General features: G+C 69.3%; 10 protein-coding genes. 8 read left to right on the top strand and 2 right to left on the bottom strand.

What is annotated here, in order from left to right:
- Positions 1 to 16: 16 nt before the first annotated feature.
- Entirely contained in the window at positions 17 to 8557 is an 8541-nt protein-coding gene (locus M8C17_RS20185; RefSeq protein ID WP_252418074.1) for an RHS repeat domain-containing protein, read from the bottom strand.
- A gap of 582 nt (positions 8558 to 9139) precedes the next feature.
- Here M8C17_RS20185 and M8C17_RS20190 point away from each other — a divergent pair.
- A complete protein-coding gene (locus tag M8C17_RS20190; RefSeq protein WP_252418075.1) occupies positions 9140 to 10660 on the top strand; it encodes a non-reducing end alpha-L-arabinofuranosidase family hydrolase in 1521 nt (506 codons plus the stop codon).
- A 550-nt stretch (positions 10661 to 11210) separates the two neighbouring features.
- Entirely contained in the window at positions 11211 to 12674 is a 1464-nt protein-coding gene (locus M8C17_RS20195) for an endo-1,4-beta-xylanase (protein ID WP_252418076.1), read from the top strand.
- Positions 12675 to 12898: 224 nt separating this feature from the next.
- Here the strand turns inward: M8C17_RS20195 and M8C17_RS20200 are convergent, their stop codons facing one another.
- Entirely contained in the window at positions 12899 to 14416 is a 1518-nt protein-coding gene (locus tag M8C17_RS20200; protein ID WP_252418164.1) for a ricin-type beta-trefoil lectin domain protein, read from the bottom strand.
- Between the two features lie 799 nt (positions 14417 to 15215).
- On the opposite strand from M8C17_RS20200, the gene M8C17_RS20205 reads away from it, so the two are divergent.
- The 6 genes from M8C17_RS20205 (at position 15216) to M8C17_RS20230 (ending at position 20752) form a co-directional block, all read left to right on the top strand.
- Positions 15216 to 17297 (top strand): RICIN domain-containing protein, encoded by a 2082-nt coding sequence (locus tag M8C17_RS20205; protein ID WP_252418077.1) that lies wholly within the window; start codon positions 15216 to 15218, stop codon positions 17295 to 17297.
- Between the two features lie 215 nt (positions 17298 to 17512).
- Positions 17513 to 17692 (top strand): hypothetical protein, encoded by a 180-nt coding sequence (locus M8C17_RS20210; RefSeq protein ID WP_252418078.1) that lies wholly within the window; start codon positions 17513 to 17515, stop codon positions 17690 to 17692.
- Positions 17693 to 17802: 110 nt separating this feature from the next.
- A complete protein-coding gene (locus M8C17_RS20215) occupies positions 17803 to 18501 on the top strand; it encodes a VOC family protein (protein ID WP_252418079.1) in 699 nt (232 codons plus the stop codon).
- A gap of 66 nt (positions 18502 to 18567) precedes the next feature.
- Positions 18568 to 18960 (top strand): nuclear transport factor 2 family protein, encoded by a 393-nt coding sequence (locus M8C17_RS20220; RefSeq protein WP_252418080.1) that lies wholly within the window; start codon positions 18568 to 18570, stop codon positions 18958 to 18960.
- Between the two features lie 110 nt (positions 18961 to 19070).
- A complete protein-coding gene (locus M8C17_RS20225) occupies positions 19071 to 19586 on the top strand; it encodes a SigE family RNA polymerase sigma factor (protein WP_252418081.1) in 516 nt (171 codons plus the stop codon).
- Positions 19583 to 20752: a hypothetical protein gene (locus M8C17_RS20230; RefSeq protein WP_252418082.1), complete on the top strand. Its 1170-nt coding sequence runs from the start codon at positions 19583 to 19585 to the stop codon at positions 20750 to 20752. Before M8C17_RS20225 ends, M8C17_RS20230 begins: the two co-directional genes overlap by 4 nt.
- Positions 20753 to 20758 lie beyond the last annotated feature (6 nt).

Consider the following 20758-nt stretch of genomic DNA (forward strand, 5'->3'; position numbering starts at 1 on the left):
GGCGGATGGAATCGGGTCAGGTGGCGTACCGGAGATCGCTGTAGCCGACGAAGGCACCGAGCACGACCGGCAGCGTCACCACGCCGAGTCCGGCGGCCGGCACCATGACCTGGAACGGGTCCGCGCGCCACGCGGACTTCAGGGCGGAGACGGGAGCGAAGACTTCGTCGCCGGCGTTGACCGCCACACCCCCCAGGGGGGTCAGCGCGCCGAAGCCGGTGTACTCGAGGATTCCGACGGTCAGGCCGGTGGTGAGTGGGACATGGTTGATGGTGTTGGTGAGCAGCTGCTTCGTCGTGCCCTGCGCGGTGCCGCCCACGATCCCGGCGGCGAGGTTCGGCACCAGCCGGGGGCGTGCGTAGGTCCATGCCCGCTGGGCCCGGGAGGCTGGCGCGGCCTCCTCCGGTGCGGCTGCGGCATTCGGCTCGTGCGCCGCCGTGGGTTGGGCGTCCTGGGGGGCCGTCACCTCCTCGATATCGTCTGCGGCACCGGCGGGTGGCGGTGGCGCTGGCACGACGGGCGCGGTGCCCACCTGCTCCGGGACCTGACTCGCCGCCGCGCCGGCAGCCGACAGCCCGGCCGTGAACGCGGTGGCGATGCCGCCGGTGATGAAGCCGCCCACCGTGCCGGCGGCCGCTCCGGCCCCGAACTCCTCGCCGAACGTCTTCGCGTTCCACATTCCCGGCGGCGTCTCCACGCTGTAGAGCAGGCCGCTGCCCGCGGCGCCCATCACCGCGCCGCCGACGGCGCCGATGCCGGCCCCGGTGGCGGTCGCGGCGAGGAGCCCCTGGGCGGCCATCGCCGCGGGCACCAGCGTCGCGGTCGCGCCGGCGCTGACGACCACGGTGGCCAGGACGACCAGGAAGAGGCCAAATTCGATGCTGCTTTCCTGAAGGGTCGTCAACTGGCCGCTCGGGTCGGTCAGCAGGGTCGGCTGGTTGCCGACGTAGACGTAGGGGCTGGCGTACTGGGCGGCCGGATCGGGGTTGAGGAACCGCGCGACGCACGGGTCGTAGAGCCGGGCCGGGAAGGCGTACAGGCCGGTCTCGGCGTCGAACTCCTGGCCGGTGAACAGGATCGGGAGGAAGCCCGGCGCCGGTTCGTGCGCGAGCACCTGGCGGCCGAACACGTCGAACGAGTACGCCGAGACCAGCGCTCCGGTGCTGTCCAGGACGAGCCGGGGGGAGCGGAGATGATCGGTCACCACGGAGTAGCGCTGGTTGCCGCGGACCATGGCGACCAGTCCGGTCGGGCCGTGCACCCAGGCGGTCGGCACACCTGACGGGTCCACGGTGAGCAGGGGGCCGGGCACACCGGCGTGCACATAGAGCGTTGGTGCGGAGTCGCCGCCGCGCCACTTCATCCGGCGGTGACCGTTCACGTCGTACGCGAAGGTCAGCGACTGTCCGGTCTGACCGTTGGTGATGGTTGCCGGCAGTGCCGTGGTGTCGAGGTAGCTGAGGGTCAGACCGTCGCCGCGTGCCTCGACCAGGCCGTTCGGTTGGTACGTGTAGGTCGTGGGCTCGCCGCCGTCGGGGGTCACCGCGGCGAGTTGGTTCGTCCCGGGGGTGTAGGTGAAACAGGCGGGGCCGGAGCCGCCGGTGGCGAGGGTCTGGACGTTGCCGTTCCAGTCGCTGCAGCCGTCCGCGTCGACGTAGCCGACGTCGACCGATCGCGTGCCGGCCGCGTCGGCCGCGCAGAGCAACTGTTGCAGGGGGTCGTAGTCGTACCGCACGGAGGCGGCGTCCGCGACTCCCGCACCCGTCGTCGCCTCGACCAGCGTCGCGGGGTTGCCGGCGGGATCATAGGTGAGCGCGAGTGAGAAGGCGGCGTCGTCGGTCTGCACGCCGAAGGAGGTGAGCCGACCGACCGGGTCGTACGTGGCCGAGCCGGCGGGCAGATCGCCGTAGGTGTGGCTGATCGGGCGGCCGAGCGGGTTGTAGGTGAGCGTCACGAAAGGCACACCGTCGGCGTCGGTGATCGCCAGTACGTTGTCCCGGCCGTCGTAGGTGTAGGCGACGCCGCTGAGGCCGGTGGATGATCCCTCGGGGTAGCCGATCCAGGTGACCCGGCCCTGGTTGTCGAAGTCGTAGGTGGTGGTGAACGTGCCGAGCGTCGTGCCGCCCTGGCTCACCGTCGCTGTCCGGCTCGCCAGCACCCCGGTCGGAGCCCAGCCGTACGCCTCGGCGACCTGGTACTGCGAAGCGCCGGTTCCGGTGAGCGCCACCGTGGCGACGAGTTGGCCCAGCGCCGTCGGATCGGTTCCGTCGCCGTCGTAGGTCCAGCACCGGGTCTGTTGGTAGGGGACCTGCGTCTGGTCCTGCGGCCAGGCTGGATCGTCGGCGTACTGCTGCAACTGGGCGGCGGTGGTGGGGGTCCAGTCGAACGTGACGGTACCGGCCGACAGGTGCCGGCCGAGCGCGTCCCACGTGTGGTAGGCGACCAGCCCGGCGGCTGCCGCCGCGGCGTCCTGGACGAAGCGCACCCGTCCACCGCTGTCGAACAGGTAGCGGATGGTGCCGGTGTCCGGCGCCGACTCCTGGATCAGCTGCCCGACCGTGTTCTCCTGCCGCACCAGCGTCTGCGCCGGGTCGTCGAACGTGAACGAGTCGGGCAGGGCGTGGGCGGTGCCGAGGGTGCCGTCGCCGTAGTTCGGCACGATCGTGTCGAGCGCGACCGCACCGCTGTCCGGGGTGAACCGCCCAGCGTGACGGCGGGAGGCGTCGAGCAGATGCGACATCGTCGTCTTCGTCTGACTGGTCCGCGTGACGAGGTGGAACGTCGTGTCCGGCGGGTCCAGGCCGTACGGCAGATCTCCCGCGTTGCTGCCATAGCCGAACTGCACGGTCGGACGGCTCGCCGGCGTGGTCGAGCCGAGGTCGACGATCGCCTGGTCCGCACCGGGAAAGCCGAGCTCGACCTGGCGGGCGAGTGGCGACGGCTCGAGCACCCAACGCCGGTACGGGTAGCCGCCGTCGTCGGTGTCGTTCGTCCCGTCGTACCAGTCGGCGACGTCGCCGCTCATCGTCGCGGTGCCGTCCAGCCCGGCGAGGAAGGTGGCCAGGTCGACCAGCCCGGGACGGTAGGTGAGCACGGGCAGGGACGCGCCGCTGCCGAAGAGCCCCGGCACCGGAAGCGTCTGCACGATCCTCCGATGCCGGCCGTCGCGGATCGACTGTGTGAGCAGGTAGTCCTCGTCGGTGAGCAGGTGCTCCTGGCGGGCGACCCCGGTCGCGTCGCTCTGCTTGACCCGCAGGGCCGGACCCGCGAGAACGACCAGGTTGGCCAGCCCGACAGCGTTGCACCCGGTGCTGATGCTCGGCGTGCCCTGAGCCTGGCTCGACTGGGCGAAGAGCAACTGCCCGTCGGCGTGGAACAGCAGCTGACCGCCGACCAGGGTGAGCAGGCACCAGGTCGGTAGTCCCGGCACGGCGGCCAGGGCCGGGATCGTCGTGCCGTCGAGGGTGAGCAGCCACTGACCGCTGACGTGGTCGAAGGTGACCGTGGCGGCGTCGCCGACGGCGATCGCGAAGTCGTCGGTGAGTTCGAGCGGGCCGCCGCCGAGCGGGGCCAGCTCGACGTACACGGCGTACGTCGGGGGCAGCGGGCACGCGTAGCCGATGGAGTCGCTCTGCCCGGCCGACGCGTGCGCGAGGATCCCGGCGCTGGCGGCGAACGCCCCGACGCGTGACGGCGTCCACTCGGCTTGCCAGGCGTCGCCGTCCCGGAAGCTCTGGTAGCTGCCACCGAGCAGGCACCGGATCGCCAGGGACGCGTTCGGGTCGGTCGACGCGAACCCGGACGGATTGCCCCGCCGGGAGAGGTAGCTCAGCCGCATGGCAGAGGGCATGCCGGCGGAGGTGGTCTTGCCGACCTCGCGCAGGAAGGTGTCGCGGATGGTGTGCCAGGTGTGCCCGGCACGGTCGATCCGGTCGAGCGGGACCCGGCTCGTCGGGTCGTACGTGCGGGCGACGAGCTGCGCGGTCAACGGGGTCAGGGTCAGGTCGTCCACCCGAACCGGCACCGCCGTGGTGTTGGCGGCGGTGACGGAGAGCGTCGCCCCATCCGTCGACGCCGTGACGGTGATCGGCACGCACTGGTACGACCAGGCGCCCCCGGTGTCCGGAAACGGAAGCTCGACCACCGTGGGCGTGCCACCGACGGTGACGGTCAGGGTCCAGCCGGAGTCGGCCTGAACGAACCCGGGGTCGGTCTTGCACCAGGCGCTGAAGACGTAGGTTTCGCCCGCCCGTGGCGCGAGCGCTGCGCGGGCCGCGCCGGCGCCGGCGCCGGGCAGCAGCAGGCTGACCGAGCCGGTGCGCGCCTCCGTCGTGTCCCAGGTGGCCCCGCCAGTCAGGGACCAGCCGCCCAGGTCCTCGTAGGGTTCGAAACCGCAGAAGGTGGCCTCGCCGTCGGCGAAGCTGGCGTTCGCGGCGTGCGCGACGTCGAGCAGCCCGTCGACCGAGGTGAGCGTCGCGTGTGCGGTGCCGGCGGGGTCGACCGATTCCAGGACCGACCCCCGTGCGTCCAGCACCGTCGCGGTGCTGGTCGTCAACCAGTACGCCGGGTCGGGGGCTCCGTCGAACGGGAAGATTCCGCTGTCCTGGCCCGACGGGTCGCCGCTCCACGCCCAGTGCTGCGTCGCGGCGAGCAGTGAGATCCCGGTGCCCGGTTGCGACCAGGGCGACCAGGTGGTGGCCGTCGAGCTGGCGGTGACCGGATCGGCGTCACCCACGGTGACCGTTTCCCGCACCGCCACGACGGGTTGCAGCAGGTTCGCCGCGAGCAGCGGAGGATAGACCTGGTGGCCGTAGCAGCGTTCCTCGACGTGCGTTTCGGCCGCCCCGGCGAGGGTGGTGAGCTGCCAGCAGCGTCCCACCACGACACCGGCGAACGGGGCTGGCAGCCCGGCTGGCAGGTAGGTGAGCGCGGTGACCATCGGGACCCCGTCCTGCCGCTGCACCACCGCCTCCGGTCGCACGTACCCGCCGAACAGCGGCAACGGCGACGCGCCGGGCTGGGGAGACGAGCTGCGGGTGTCGAACATGGTCCACGCCGTGGTGCGGCTCTGCACCGCCGCGCCGGAGAAGGCCCGCACCGCGTCCGACGGGTCCGGGTCACCGGTGTAGTCGAGGTTGTAGACCGCGTCGTTGCTGGGATCGTTCACCGACCAGTAGCGGTATCCGCCGTCGACCTGGAGGTACTGCACGGTGGCGGCATCGCCGAGCGTGACGCCGCCGGCCGTGAAGGCCTGGGCGAGCCCGGGTGGGACGGGCTGCGGCGGGCCGGGCGACGCTGCCGGATCCAGTCCGAGCGCGGCGTCGAAGTCGGTGGCGAACTCGAACCCGCCGGAGAAGACGACGGCCTGCTGCAGGAGCCCGTCGAAGAGCATCTCGGTCGATCCGGGGACCGTGCCGTTGAGGTAGGAGAAGACGGTACGGCCGTACGTCGACGTCGCCGGGTCGGTGGTGCCGTCGTACACCGCTGAGCGGTAGTACTTGACGACCTGCCCGGTCGGATCACACGTCGCGCTCGCGGGATTGAACTCGTACGCGGTCGAATACGTGCCGCCGAAGCCGTCGGTGACGGTGAGCGAGGCAACCGGATAGTCGGTGACCGGGCCGTTCATCGCCTGCCCGGCGTAGCGGAACACCTGGTAGGAGGATGCCTGGCTGAATCCGCCCTCGTTGGCTGCGTAGGCGACCAGGGACGACGGCCCGGACGCGAGCTGGCCGTCCGGATCGCCGGGCGACACACCCGGCACGTAGTAGGCCGAGCCGGCGAGCACGTCGGGGAGCGGCTGCAGCACGCCGCCGTTGCGCAGAACGAGCAGCTGGACCGCGTCGTTCGCCGGGTCGGCCGCATCGGTGACCAGGTAGGCGAGGTAGCTCGGCGCCTGGTTGGCGATGCTGCGGGAATCGACGTCGGCGGCGAGCTGCGAGGTGGAGGTCAGCTCAAAAACCGGCTGCTGGACCGAGTCGCACCAGGTGGTGGACGTGCCCCGGTAGTACACCGCGTTGCGGGCGACGACGAAGTCCCCACCAGACGCGGACGGCCAACCCTGATCGGCGACGGTGCCGCCGGAGGGCAGCGCGGTGAGGATCGGCGTCGGCTGCTCGGGGAATCCGCCGCCGTCCGGGTCGTAGGCCAGCAGGCCGGTTACCGCGTCGGTGTCGTCGTTGGCTACCTGGACCGCGACGTCGTCTCCGTACGCGAAGGCCAGCCACCCGTAGCCCTGCATGGACGTGGCGAAGCTCGCGGTGTGCCAGGTGCCCGCGTCGAACCGGAACAGGTTCTCCCGCGCGGCCACGAACCCGCCGTTGACCACAACCGGCCCGGGCGGCCACGAGACGCCCTGCTGCCCGTCGATCGGCTCGGCCGCCAGCCCGCCGACGTACGTGGTGTCGACGAACTGGTAGTCGAGATCCCAGCGCAGCAACTGCACACCATAGGTTGAGCTCGAGCCGGCCGGGCCTTCGGCGAATGACAGCGCGACGAGGGACGGGCCGACGTCCCAGACGACCTGGTAGCCGTCGTTGAAGCTCACCTGACACGGCAGGGTGACGCTGCTGCCGTCGTGCCAGAGCGCGCCGGGGTCGAGCCAGCAGAGCGACAGGTCGGTGCCGGCCGTCGTCGTGCTGGCGACCAGCAGGCACTCGGCGTCGCCGAGAACGAACAGCGGTGACGATTCGGTGCGGACCGGATCCTCCAGTCCGCTCCAGCCATCGCGCCAGTTCCACGCCCACTGGTAGAGCAGGTAGGTCGACGACGTGGCCAGCACGGCGGCGACGAAGGCCGCGCCGGCGGTCAGGCTGACCTGGCCCGCCAGCGCGGGCACGCTGGTCGCGCACCATTGGTCGGGCTGTCGCGGGGTGCGGTTGTAGAGCGTGACGGCGCTGGTCCCGGACTCGGTGCCGAGCGCCAACGCGAACGTGTCGGCGGCCGTGACGGTTTGGGTGTCGTCGGCGTCGAGCGGGTTCGTGGGATCGTCGTAGACGGTACCGCCGCACCAGTGTGACCAACGGCCGAGCCAGGTGTACACATCGAGTGTCGCCATCGTCCGTGTGGCGCTCAACCAGACCGACACCACATAGTCGGGGCCGCTCCACACCAGGGGTGTAGCACCCGCGCCGAGGGCGTCCGGCGGCTCGATCTGCGGGGTCGCCCGGTCGCAGATGTCCAGGCAGGACGACGCGTACGCCCAGGTGGCAACGGCTCCCTGGGGATAGGTGATGGAGCACAGCGCGCCGACGTTCGGGGAGTCCGCGGCGTCGAGGTAGTAGTCGAAGGCGTAGCCGGGCAGGCTCGCGCCGTAGCTGTTGCGCTCGGTGACGCCCGTCAGGTAGCGCTTGGCGGCGGTGACCGACAGCCCGGCCGGCGTCGTCGAGACCACCTGCGGCGCGCTGTAGGTCAGGTCGATCGCGAAGATCAGGTCGCCATCCGCGGCCATGACGTCGAGGCCTTGCAGGTAGAGCGTCTCGTAGCGGTCCTGGTAGGCGTTGGGCGTGGCGAGGTTCGACGGCGGGCTCTCGGGCCCGTCGGCCGGGACGAGTTGCTTGTGTGGGTCGAGGTACTCCTGCGCGTCCGCGGTGAAGGTCTTGTCACCGTAGCGGAACAGCACGACCTGACCGGCGACACTGGTCACGCTGGTCGGGTAGATCGCCTTCGTGTACGGCAGCCCGGTGCCGACCAGCTGCTCGGCGTTGTTGCCGAGCAGGCCGTCCTCATCCCGGGGAAACTCGTTGTACGCATAGCCGACGCAGGAGCCCCACCGATCGCGGCGGGTGGTGAGGTTCCACGCCCGGGCGTACTGGGCCTGGCCCGTGCCGAGCATCGACGGCCCGGACCAGGTGCCCGACGGTCCTCCCCATTTGACCGCCCACTCGATGCTGTTGCCGGCGCTGGTCGCGTAGCCCTGCGCGGTGCCGCCAAGCCCACCGCCAAAGACTCTGACCTCGGCCGAGTCGGTCGTGACCTCCCATTTCTCGTACTCCGGGTAGTACGAGATCTGCCAGAACAGGTAGTCCTGTGTCTGGTACCGCAGCCCGCCGTCCTGGACGTCCGCGCCGTTGGCGCTCACGTTGACCGCGAAGACCCGTTCCCAGGTGGGATCGCTGATCGTCCAGCCCGATGCGGCATCGCCGGTCACGCTTGCCGCCGGGGCCAGCGGAAGCCCCTGGGCCGCGAAGGCCGCGACCACCTCGTCGGACACCGGCCCGCTGACGAGGGTGCCGACGGTCGCCTGGTCGAGCTGGGCGCGAAGCCAGGGGCTCGCGTCGGGTACCAGGGCGTTCGAGACGCCGCCCGACCAGTAGACGTATTCGGCGCCGACAGCGCTGACAGAACCGGAGAAGCAGGCCTCGATACGGTCCCACGCGAGGTACCAGCCGAGGCCGACGATTCCGGTGGGAGCGTCCAGGTTCCACTGGTCGACCTGGTCGCTGACGTTGCTCCGGTACTGCAACGCCACCCCGACGGCGAGAGTGTCGTCATCCGGCACACCGGGCAGCTGGACGAGATTCTGCGGGTAGTTGAGGTCGCCTCGGAACAGGTTCACGTTCCGCGACAACTTCCCGACGGCCCCCACCTCGAACTGCGCAGGGTCGACGGCAGGAACCTCGTTGGCCATCAGGACCCCCGCCTCGCGCAGCCTGTCGGCACCTGCACCCACGTCCTGCCCAGGAGTCGGCGCACTGCGAGGCACCCTGCTCTCGACCGTGGGCTACTCGCACATGTCTACCCCAACAAACAGGCGAAAAGGCGCATATCGGCACATATGCACCAACCCTGGTGTTCGACTGCGGTGAGCCTTCGGGCGGTGGTGGTGCGTTGGCGGTCCAGGCCGGACGGCCAGTGGCTTGCGCCGTATCGGCGGCTCGGGGACCTCGGCGCGAACGTCTGAACCCGGAACATTACGACTTGACGAACGGCATGTTATCGCTCACAGTCGATGGCTAAGGACGACGACAACCGCGGCTTACCGGGCAGGCCCTACTTCGTCGACCTGGAATCAGGCGTGCGTTAGGGCATGCAGACGTCTTGTTAGCGCTGACATCTTCCGACGCCTGCGCCCGGCCACGCGTCGCGGTGCGCCCATCTTCGGGCAGACCGTTCGGCTCTTGGTCATTGGAGGAGGATCATGTCTGCCTTTGGTAGATCTCCATCAATCTCACCGCCCCCGCGGCGGCGCGGGTTCCTGCTGCGGGTCGTCGCCGCCGGCGTGGCGGTGGTCGTCGGTGGTGCCGCCGCCGCGGTTGTGTCGTCGACACCCGCCGCCGCGGCGACGGTCGACACGAGCGCGTGGTACGTGTTGATCAACCGCAACAGCGGCAAGGCGTTGGACGTGTACAACCTGGCCACCAACGACGGTGCGCGGATCACGCAGTGGGCGCGTAACAACGGCAACCAGCAGCAGTGGCAGTTCGTGGACTCCGGTGGTGGCTACTACCGGCTGAAGTCGCGGCACTCCGGCAAGGTGTTGGACGTCTACAACTTCTCGACCACCAACGGCGGCAGCATCGTGCAGTGGAGTGACGGTAACGGGACCAATCAGCAGTTCCGGTTGGCCGACTCCGACGGTGGCTACGTCCGGTTGATCAACCGGAACAGCAACAAGGTGGTGGAGGTGCAGGGGGCCTCGACCGCCGACGGCGGCAACATCGTGCAGTACGACGACTGGAACGGCAGCAACCAGCAGTGGCAACTCGTGCGCGTCGACGGCGGGGGTGACCCGACCACGCCACCACCCGGCACGTGCGCTCTGCCGTCGACGTACCGCTGGACATCGACGGGCTCGCTGGCGAACCCGAAGTCGGGGTGGGTCTCGCTCAAGGACTTCACCTACGCCCCCTACAACGGCCGGCATCTGGTCTACGCGACGACGCACGACACCGGGACGAGGTGGGGGTCGATGAACTTCGGCCTCTTCACGAACTGGTCCGACATGGCCTCGGCCAGTCAGAACACCATGTCGTTCTCCACTGTCGCGCCCTCGCTGTTCTACTTCGCGCCGAGGAACATCTGGGTGCTCGCCTATCAGTGGGGTGGGACGGCGTTCTCCTACCGGACGTCGAGCGACCCCACCAACCCGAATGGCTGGTCGTCGGAGCAGGTGCTCTTCTCCGGAAGCATCTCCGGCTCCGGTACGGGACCCATCGACCAGGCGCTCATCGGTGACAGCACGAACATGTACCTGTTCTTCGCCGGCGACAACGGCAAGATCTATCGGGCCAGCATGCCCATCGGGAACTTCCCGGGCAGTTTCGGCTCGACGTCGACGGTGATCATGAGTGACACGACGAACAACCTGTTCGAAGCCGTTCAGGTCTACAAACTTCAAGGTCAGAGCCGCTACCTCATGCTGGTCGAGGCGATCGGCTCGCAGGGTCGCTACTTCCGCTCGTTCACGGCCACCAGCCTGGGCGGTTCGTGGACGCCGCAGGCCGCGACCGAGAGCAATCCCTTCGCCGGCAAGGCCAACAGTGGCGCCACCTGGACCAACGACATCAGCCACGGCGAGCTGATTCGCGGCAACGCCGACCAGACGATGACCGTGGATCCCTGCAACCTGCAGTTGCTGTACCAGGGCCGTTCCCCCAACTCCGGCGGCGACTACGGGCTCCTGCCGTACCGGCCGGGTCTGCTGACACTGCAGCGCTGACGGGTCGATCCTGAGAGCCGCGCGACGCGATGCCGAACAGGTGGACGTTGTCGCGGTTCGCTATCAGGGTCGAGCTGAGCTGAAGGGACGGGCTCGGCGCAAGGCCGAGCCCGTCCCAGGTCACGCGGCGGGACCGGTGACGGCGCGGCAGGTGCAGTCAGCATTGTTAGCGACCACACGGCGACCTTGCACCGGTCTACTCCCTTTGGAATGTCAGGGACATACCGATCAGTCGATGTGGCCGAAGGCTGAGAAATAGATGATTTCCTACGTCTTGACGGACGGGATGTTATCGCTCACTCTCGATGTCTAGGACGACCGCATCCGCGGCTCACCGGGCGAGCCCCCGCTGGTCGGCCTCGCGATCACGACGTCCCCTCAGGGCATGCGGACGTCACCTCAGGACATCTGCTGGCGACAGCGACCGGGCTGCGCGTGCCGGTGCCGTCCACCTCACCGACCGTCCGCGAGCCGCGCCCGCCGTCCCGGACCGGCTCCCCGAGCGAACTGGCACATCACCACCACCGCTCAAAGACTGAGAAGGAACGCCATGACATCCAAGAGAACCGTGTTGTCGACGATGGCCCTCGCCGTCGCGCTCACCGCGGGTATGACGGCGACGCTGGCCTCCACGGCCAGTGCCGGGACCACCCTGAAGGCGTCCGCAGCCGAGAAGGGCCGCTACTTCGGCGCGGCCGTCGCGACGGGCAAGCTCTCCGACAGCCAGTACGTCGGCATCCTCAACCGCGAGTTCAACAGCGTCGTCGCCGAGAACGAGATGAAGTGGGACGCCACCGAGCCCCAACAGGGCCGGTTCAGCTACACCGGCGGCGATCGTCTCGTCAGTCACGCTCGGGCCAACGGCATGACCGTGCGGGGTCACACCCTGCTCTGGCACGCGCAGCAACCGGGTTGGGCGCAGGGCCTCTCGGGTAGCGCGTTGCGCAACGCCGCGATCAACCATGTCACCCAGGTGGCCACGCACTTCCGAGGCCAGATCCACTCCTGGGACGTGGTGAACGAGGCGTTCGCCGACGGTGGCGGCGGCGGACGGCGTGACTCCAACCTCCAGCGCACGGGCAACGACTGGATCGAGGCGGCGTTCCGCGCTGCCAGGTCGGCCGATCCCGGCGCCAAGTTGTGTTACAACGACTACAACACCGACGGCGTCAACGCGAAGTCGACCGGTGTCTACAACATGGTGCGGGACTTCAAGGCTCGGGGCGTACCGATCGACTGCGTCGGTTTCCAGTCCCACCTGGGCACGTCGCTGCCGGGTGACTACCAGGCCAATCTGCAGCGCTTCGCCGACCTCGGTGTCGACGTGCAGATCACCGAACTCGACGTCATGACCGGTTCCAACCAGGCCAACATCTACGCCTCCGTCACGCGCGCCTGCCTGGCCATAGCGCGCTGCAACGGCATCACGGTGTGGGGTGTGCGGGACAGCGACTCCTGGCGCGGCACCGACGACGCTCTGCTGTTCGACCGATCGGGCAACAAGAAGGCCGCGTACAACGCCGTCCTCGACGCACTCAACGCCGGTAGCAACCCGCCCACCACGCCCCCGCCCGGCACTCCGGACACGACCGCGTGGTACCTGCTGGTGAATCGCAACAGTGGCAAGGCGTTGGACGTGTATAACCTGGCCACCAACGACGGTGCGCGGATCACGCAGTGGGCGCGTAACAACGGCAATCAGCAGCAGTGGCAGTTCGTGGACTCCGGTGGTGGCTACTACCGGCTGAAGTCGCGGCTGTCGGGCAAGGTGTTGGACGTCTACAACTTCTCGACCACCAACGGCGGCAGCATCGTGCAGTGGAGTGACGGTAACGGGACCAATCAGCAGTTCCGGTTGGCCGACTCCGACGGTGGCTACGTCCGGTTGATCAACCGGAACAGCAACAAGGTGGTGGAAGTGCAGGGGGCCTCGACCGCCGACGGCGGCAACATCGTGCAGTACGACGACTGGAACGGCAGCAACCAGCAGTGGCAGCTGATCCGCATCGGGTAGCCGCGACCCCTCGAACATGCCGAAACGGCGCCCGGTTTCCGCCCGCACGGTGAGCGCGGGAGCCAGATGACGCACCGCCACGGTCAGCGCGGTCCGCGCGTGCGGTTCCGCTCGCGGGTGACCCCGATCGAAGGAGCGGCAGTTGCGGAGCTGACCCCTGACGGGGTGACCGGCCGGGTGGACGTGCTGTCCACCCGGCCGGTCTGCGGGTCAGGGGCCCGGGGTCACGCGCGGCTCCACCGCTGGTTCGTGTTGCCGTGGCAGGACCAGAGGATCACGGTCGTGCCGTTGGCCGTGCCGCCGTTGTTGACGTCGAGGCAGAGCGACGGGAAGCGGACGTTGCTGACCGTGCCGTTGCCGTTCAACGTCCACTGCTGGTTGGTGCCCCCGTTGCAGTCCCAGATCTGGACCCGGGTGCCGTTGGTCGCGGTGGTGGGGACGTCCAGGCACTTGCCGAGGATCCGCAGCGTCTGGCCGTTCTGGCTGATCTGCTGGTTGGGGTTGCCGTGGCAGTCCCAGATCAGCGTGCCGGTGCCGTTGGCGCTGTTGGAGTTGTCCAGGTCGAGGCATCGCCCGGCCGACTCGCTGCGCAGGCGGAACGTGGTGGGCGTCGGCGGGTCGGTGGTGCCGCCGCCGCTGACGCGGTACACCACGGTGCCGTGTGCCGGGACGCTCGCGGAGATGCCCCCGGTCGTCGTGGAGGTGCCGTTGGTCCACGCGTCCCGCAGCGTGAACGAGCTGCCGGTCTTGCCGATCGCCGCGGCGGTGGTGGAGATCGTCGTGGTGGAGCCACCCTGGTTGAACAGGGCGACGGCGACGTCACCGTTGGCCAGCCGCTTGGCCAGGATCCGCCGGGTGCCGTCGTTGGAGACCTGGACGGCCTGGAGACCGAGCGGGTCCTGGTTGATGGCGATCAGGTTCTGGTTCTTCAGGATCGTCAACGTCGCCGCGTTCGCCGAGCGCAGGTCGTTGCCCATCATGAGCGGCGCCGCCATGATCGACCAGAGCGCGAAGTGGCTGCGCATCTCCGTGTCGTTCATCCCCCCGTTGCCGACCTCCAGCATGTCCGGGTCGTTGAACCCGCCCGGCGCGGCGTACCCGGCCAGCGGCGCGGTGACGTTGACGATGTTCTGGATGCCCATCGGGTAACCGTTGGTCTGGCCGGTGTCCCACGCGTTGGTGATGTCCTCGGTGGTCCGCCAGAGGTTCGCCACGTCGCTCCAGTTGCGCTGCGGCCCGGTCTTCTCGTGGATGCTGTTCGGGTTGATGCTGTAGACGATCGGCCGTCCGGTGGCGGCCAGCGCGTCACGCATGATGCCAAACCTCGCCACCTGGTCGTTGATGGTCCCGGTGGGGGAGCACCAGTCGTACTTCAGGTAGTCCACGCCCCAGGCGGCGAACTGCCGGGCGTCCTGGTACTCGTGCCCCAGGCTCCCCGTGGAGCCGGGAAAGGCGTCGAAGTACTGGGCGCAGGTCTGGTCCAGTGGACCCTGGTAGAGGCCGAACAGTAGGCCCCGCGCGTGCAGGTAGTCGCCGAGCGCCTTCATGCCGCTCGGGAACCGCTCCGGGTGGGCCTGCAGGTTGCCCTGCGCGTCCCGGTTGGGGTTGAACCAGCAGTCGTCGACGACGACGTACTTGTACCCGAGATCCCGCAGGCCGTTGTTCACGATCGAGTCGGCCATCTGGCGGATGAGGGTCTCGTTGATGGAGCAGCCGAACGTGTTCCAGGTGTTCCAGCCCATCGGCGGGGTGCGGGCGACGCCGTTGTTCAGCGCCTGCGCCGGTTGCGGGGCGACGAGGCCGCCGGCGAAGGCGGTCGCGACCCCCACCGCCAGGACGCCCAGGACGGCGGTCGTCCATCTCCTGCGTCTGTTCACGTGTTCCTCCTCGGAGAACTGCGGCCCGGCGTCGTGAGCCGGTGCCGTGACTGGTCGGAACGGCTGGGCCGTAGGCGGGTGTCGTTGTGCCCGTCCGTGCTGGCGGCAGGTTGCCGTGGGGAGGCCGCCTGGCCACGTGCAGAGCCGAGGCGCCGATGCTCTGGTCGCGTCGGTCGTCCCGCTGGTGCCAACCCGTCGGCTCCAGCCGTGGCTGCCGTCCAGCGATGACGGGACGATTGCAGGGATGTTATCGCTGACATTCACCGATGTAAATCAGAGACATCTGATGTCTCTGCTGGCGTGTGTGCTGCGGTGGTCAGGAGAGGCGGACGGCGGCATCGGCGCAGATCACGAACCATGTGGTCGGGAACTTCGGGCCGGCGCGCCGCCGACCATGCGATGGCGCTGCGGTTCTGGGCCGAGTGTTACGCCTTGACTAACGGCTTGTTATCGCTCACAGTCGATGGATCGGAACGCTGGCCGTCGGCCCGCCGGACCGAAGATCAATCCCTTACGGGTCGTCCGGGCTGCGCCTCCTGGGCAGGGGCGCACCGACCTGTCGAACGATCACGTTGCGCTGCGGATCAGACCTGGTGGCGTCCGCCGCCCGATGAGGGGTCCGCCCGACCAGCTCTGGTTCGTGGTTGTCTCCCGAAGGAGGATCATGGTTTCCAATGGTGGTCCCACCTGGGCCGTGTCAGGGCGGCGCGGGTGGTTGTCCCGCGTCGCCGCGGCCGTGGTGGCGGTGCTGATCGGGGGCACCCTCGTCGCCGTGTCCCCGACTCCGGCGTCAGCGGCGACGGTGGACCCGAACGCCTGGTACGTGTTGGTGAACCGCAACAGCGGTAAGGCGTTGGACCTGTACAACATGGCCACGGCCGACGGGGCGCGGATCTCCCAGTGGTCGCGTAACGACGGCAACTGGCAGCAGTGGCAGTTCGTCGACTCCGGTGACGGCTACTACCGGTTGAGGTCGCGGCACTCGGGCAAGGTGCTCGACGTGTCCAACGCGTCGACGGCCAACGGTGCGGCAATCGTGCAGTGGGCCGATCACAACGGGAGCAACCAGCAGTTCCGGCTCGCCGACTCGACCGACGGGTACGTGCGGTTGATCAATCGAAACTCCAACAAGGCCATGGAGGTGCAGAACGCCTCGACCGCCGACGGGGGCAACGTCGTGCAGTACGACGACTTCAACGGCAACCACCAGCAGTGGCAACTGGTCCGGGTCGGCGACTCGGGCAACCCCGGCGGCACCTTCACCAACCCGGTCGTCTGGCAGGACTTCGCCGACGTCGACATCATCCGCGTCGGCGACGTCTACTACATGTCCGCCTCCACCATGCACTACTCGCCCGGCGCTCCCGTGCTGCGCTCGTGGGACCTGGTGAACTGGGAGTTCGCCGGCCACTCGGTGCCCCGGCTGGACTTCGGCACGAAATACGACATGGCCAACGGCAGTCAGGCGTACGTCGACGGCATCTGGGCCTCCACGCTGAACTACCGGCCGAGCAACCGCACCTTCTACTGGGCCGGCTGCATCGACTTCGCCCAGACGCACATCTACACCGCCTCCGCCGTCGACGGCGCCTGGAGCCGGCACACCACCATCCCCAACTGCTACTACGACGCCGGGATGCTGATCGACGACAACGACACCATGTACGTCGCGTACGGCAACGGCACGATCAGCGTGGCGCAGTTGTCCGCCGACGGGCGGACGCAGGTCCGGGCCCAGCAGGTGTACCAGACGCCGTCGAGCATCGGCACCCTGGAGGGCGCTCGCTTCTACAAGCGCAACGGCGCCTACTACATCTGGCTCACCCGCCCGGCCAACGGCCAGTACGTCCTCAAGTCGACCAATGGCCCGTTCGGTCCGTACGAGCAGCGGCAGGTCCTGCTCAACATGCCGGGCCCGATCTCCGGCGGTGGGGTGCCCCACCAGGGCGGCCTGGTGCAGACCCAGACCGGCGCCTGGTACTACATGGCCTTCACCGACGCGTACCCGGGCGGGCGGATGCCGACGCTCGCGCCGATCAGCTGGACCAGCGACGGCTGGCCGCAGGTGCAGACGGTCAACGGGAACTGGGGCGTCAACTACCCCAACCCGCTTCCGCCGCGTCCCGTCAAGCCGCTGACCGGCACCGACACCTTCGCCGGCACCGCCCTCGGACCGCAGTACGAGTGGAACCACAACCCGGACGACAGCCGGTGGTCGGTCAACAACGGGCTGCGTCTGCAGACCGCGACGGTGACCAACGACCTCTACCGGGCCCGCAACACGGTCACCCACCGGATCCAGGGTCCGACCTCGACGGGCACCATCGAGTTGGACTACTCGACGATGCGCGACGGCGACCGGGCCGGTCTCGCGATGTTGCGGGACACCTCGGCATGGATCGGCGTCAGGCGGGACAACGGCACCACGCGTGTCGTCATGACCAACGGCCTGACCATGGGCACCAACTGGAACACCGTCGGCACCGGGACGGAGGTCGCCAGCGCCGCGGTGTCCGGCGGAAGGATCTGGTTGCGGGCCAACGCCGACATCCGACCTGGGACGGGCCGGCAGGCGAGGTTCTCCTACAGCACCGACGGCGTCACCTTCGTCGCGCTCGGCAACGCCCTGACCCTCAACAACGCCTGGCAGTTCTTCATGGGATACCGGTTCGGCATCTTCAACTACGCCACCCAGGCGCTGGGCGGCGCGGTGACGGTGCGCCGGTTCACCCTCGCGACACCGTGACGTGGGTCGCGAGCCGAGTACGTAGGGGCACCACCGTGTGGTGACGGCACCTGCGCGGGGTGGGAGCGGAGCAGCAGCCGTACCGCTCCCACCCCGGGCCCGCTGGTCGACGCCGACGGCCCGGCGGGCCCAGCCACTCCCTTGGGACCCAGACATCCGATGTATCGTCGCCGCGCTGGTACGGCGGACCCCATCCCGGCGGCACCGCCGCCATCGTGACCGCATACCAGAACCGGCCCGGCAACCAGCGGGTCACGACCGCGGCCTGCGTCTACTACGTGGGTGTGGCACTGCAGAACAAGCAGGTGGTACGGGTCGAGCTGCCCAACATCAGTGCCCGGCCGGCGTCCGGCGTACCGACCATGCACATCTTCGCCATCGCGATTGGCGCCTGATCACGTCGCGGCCTGCCAGAGCGAAGCGGACCTCGGCCCCTCGACCTCCTGGTCCTGCGCGAACTCGTTAATGCCTTGTTGTCCCGCCGGACGGTCTCTACCGTCTGGTGATGCATTCGCGACTGCTGGCACTGACCTTCGAGGCGCAGGACCCGGCTCGTGCGGCGCGGTTCTGGGCCGCTCTCCTCGGCCGGGAGGTGGTCGAGGATGCCGCCGGTGCGCTTCTGCCGGGCGAGGACGCACAACTCGGTCTTCGATTCGTTCCGGGCCGCCCGGGCCAACTCGGAGCGAACCGCATGCACCTGCACCTGACCAGCACCGATCTTGACGATCAGCAGCACACGGTGGCGACGGCGCTGGAACTTGGTGGCCGCCACCTCGACGTCGGGCAGCGCCCCGAGGACGAGCACGTCGTCCTGGCCGACCCCGCGGGCTACGAGTTCTGCGTGATCGAGCCCGGCAACGCCTATCTCGCCGGGTGCGGCTTCCTCGGTGAGCTCACCTGCGACGGCACCCGGGAGGTCGGCCTGTTCTGGAGCAAGGTGCTGGGCTGGCCGCTGGTGTGGGACCAGGACGAGGAGACCGCGATCCAGTCACCGCGCGGCGGCACGAAGGTCGCATGGGCAGGCCCACCCGTGGCCCCGAAAAGGGAGCCGAACCGGCAACGCTTCGAGCTCATCCCGGCCGCTGGTGACCGGCAGGCGGCGGTCGACGGGCTGATCTCCCTCGGGGCCACTCGCCTCGATATCGGTGAGAACGGCGCAGTCATGCTGGCAGACCCGGACGGCAACGAGTTCCGCGTCAGGTGAGTCGGGCGGGCTGACGAGACCTCGTTTCCCGCCGCATGCCGTCCGTCGAATGGCAAGGTGATGTCCATGGACAGGAAGCACGTCGCCGATTGGCTCGCCGGTTACGAGCGGGCGTGGCGGACGCCGGGCACGGACGGGCTGGTCACGCTCTTCACCGAGGATGCGAGCTACCAGCAGGGGCCGTACTGGACGCCCGTCGTCGGCCTGCCGGCCATCGCCCGGATGTGGGAGGCGCAGCGCAAGGGTCCCGACGAGGTGTTCCAGATGAGCAGGGAGATCGTCGCGGTCGAGGGCGACACCGCGGTGGTCCGCCTGGAGGTCCGCTACGGCGACCCGGTCGAGCAGGAGTACCGCGACCTGTGGATCATGCGATTCGCCGACGACGGACGTTGTCGGTCGTTCGAGGAGTGGCCGTTCTGGCCGGGACAGCAGCCGGCCAACCCTCCGGACGGATCGTGACCTGAGGAGTTCGCCAGCGATGTAGCTCATTCCTCCATCCCGCCGAACTTCGGCGTTGACGCAACCTGACGGTCGTCCGGACCCGTCGAGCTTGCGGAGGAGGGAGCCCCATGGTTGATGCCGAGGGTGAGTTCGTCGAGTACGTCTCCGCGCGACTGCCGAGCCTGCATCGGACCGCGTTCCTGATGTGCGGCGACGCCCACCTGGCCGACGACGTGGTGCAGCAGACGATCACGGCGTTGTACGTGAACTGGCGCCGGGTCAGTCGGGCCGACAACGTCGACGCGTACGTGCACCGGATGCTGGTCCACAAGCTCGTCGACGAGAAGCGGTTGAGCTGGGCGAAGGTCCGGCTGCTGGGGTCGGTGCCGGTGCCGGAGCGCCCGCCGGTCACGCCGCACGACGAGCTGGCCGAGCGGGACAGCCTGGTCGCCGCTCTCGCCCACCTGCCCCGCGGCCAGCGCACCGTACTGGTCCTGCGGTTCCTGTGCGACCTGTCGCTGGCCGACACGGCCGCCGCGATGGGCTGCTCCGAAGGCAACGTGAAGTCGCAGACGGCTCGGGCGCTGGTGGCGGTCCGCCAGGTGCTCGACGTCACCGAGATGTCCGGGAGGAACCCGAGATGACCACGTTGGACGACCAGCGGATCGCCGCACTGATGCAGTCGGCGTCGGTTCCCGAGCCGAAGGTCGATGTTGGCCGGGCGGTCCGCGACGGCCGGCGTCGCCGACAGCGCCGCCGCGTCGGCGGGATCGCCGCGGTGACGGTGATGGCCGGGCTCGGCGTCCTGGGCGCCGCCCAGCTCGGCGGGGCCGCCAGCCGGCCGGCTCCGGTCCCGCCGGCCCTCGCGGCGTCACCGCAGGGGACCGTGACGGCCGCCCCGCCCTCGCCGGTCACCTGCGAGGCCTCGTGGTTGCCGCAGCCGATCAGCGGTCCGGTCGCGGTGGCGAACGCCGTCGACCCCACCGGGCGGTACATCGTCGGCGACATCGGCACCGGGCAGGAGGACGGGCGGGTCGTGTTGTGGACCGACGGCCGGGCGGGTGTACTGCCTGCGACCGCGCGGCACGCGGCCGCGGTCAACGCTGGCGGCATCGTGGTCGGCACCAACGGCGACGGTACCGGCTGGGTCTACCGGGACGGGAAACTGCGTTCCCTGGCCACCCCGCGCGGCTACCAGGCGGTTCTCGTGCACGCGATCAACGGCCGGGGCGACATCGCCGGCACCGCCAGGGGAGCGGGCGACTCGCACCACGCCGTGCTGTGGTCGGCGAACCGCCCGCAGGAGTACCGGCTGGTCGGCCAGCCGGGATCCGCCGCGACCGGGATCACCGAGGACGGCACAATCGTCGGCACGACCGACCAACTGCCCTACCGGTGGACGCCGCAGGGCGCCGGGGCGGCGCTGGCGGTGCCCGACGGCTACCCGCGCGCCTCGGTCGACTCGGCGCACGGCGACTGGGCGATCGGCATGGTTCCCGGCGCCCAGCAGGGCGGGTCCGTGCAGATGCTGCCGGTACGGTGGAATCTCACGACTGGTGCGGTGAGCCTGCTGCCATTTTCGGGTGCGACCGGGATCGCCGGCAACGGCGACCTGCTGGTCGGCGACGGTTCGCCGCTGGTCGTCGCCCCAGACGGCACGTCCCGCCGGTTGCCGGGCCGCTCCGAGGTCCGGGCGACCGAGGCCGGCACGTACACGGCCAATGGGATCAGCGACGACGGTCTGACCGTGGTCGGTGCCGTCTACGAGAAGCAGGTGTACCGGCCGCTGGTGTGGCACTGCCGCCGCTGAAGGTCG

The sequence above is a fragment of the Micromonospora sp. RHAY321 genome (genome assembly GCF_023896955.1).
Classification (GTDB): Bacteria; Actinomycetota; Actinomycetes; order Mycobacteriales; family Micromonosporaceae; genus Micromonospora.